The sequence below is a fragment of the Listeria valentina genome (assembly GCF_011800755.1).
In the GTDB taxonomy this organism is placed as follows: domain Bacteria; phylum Bacillota; class Bacilli; order Lactobacillales; family Listeriaceae; genus Listeria; species Listeria valentina.
Genome location: NZ_JAATJW010000155.1, coordinates 1 through 869 on the forward strand (window position 1 = coordinate 1; position 869 = coordinate 869).

An 869-nucleotide genomic window follows, 5' to 3' on the forward strand; every position below is an offset into this window, starting at 1 on the left:
AGTTCCAATAATGGCAGTAATAAAGGTTTATATAATAGACATACAATTATTAGCAACGACTCGTCTAATATAACCAATCAGAACAACACACAAGTTTTCACGAATACTCTTTCTGGGAATCATTTTTCCCCATCATTTATGTATTTAATCAACATGAATAAGCAACGGTTAAACGATTTTAAAAGTATTATGTTTTATAATCAATCAAATCTTGCTTCTATGATGGGCGAAACTATGCCACTTCAAGAAATAGATAATCGCTATGTAATTAAATTACCTATATCCAAATCAAAAAGAAAAACGGAACCTTTTTTAAATATCTTAAAAAGCAGAAAGAGTACTCGTTCTTTTATCAAACATCCCCTAGACCTTGATACTTTCTCCACTGTTGTTCATTATTCATTTGGTATTTCTCAAAGAAAAATAAATTATGAAGGGATTAAAACTACCACTCGATATTATCCGTCTGGCGGCGGCTTATACCCTATCAATATATATTTTTATATTAATAATGTCTCAACATTAAATAAAGGTTTCTTTCTATATCAACCATATTCTCATTCCTTACTTCCAATTAAATCTGATATTAAAGCAAAAGACTTATTTGTGGGAGATGCCCTAGACTTTGAAAATATGTGTTTCGCCGTGTTTTATGAATATAGCATTAATAAAAATTTTTTGAAATACGGTGAGCTTGCTCTACTTACTTCTTTGGTTGAAGTAGGTACCATGTCCGAAAATTTCGATCTAGTTAGTACCGCTTTTTATCTTGATACTTGTGCAGTCGCTGGGTTCAATAAAACTATTATAGAAAATGCTATTCATCAAGATGGCGTTAATAGCCACATCGTCTTTAGTTCTATTTGCGG

Annotated in this window: 1 protein-coding gene; it reads left to right on the forward strand. The window is 31.3% G+C overall.

Going from position 1 to position 869, the window contains the following annotated elements; genetic code table 11:
• Positions 1 to 153 precede the first annotated feature (153 nt).
• Positions 154 to 869 (forward strand): SagB family peptide dehydrogenase (locus HCK02_RS13975; protein ID WP_208970494.1); only part of this gene is annotated, 716 nt, incomplete at its 3' end.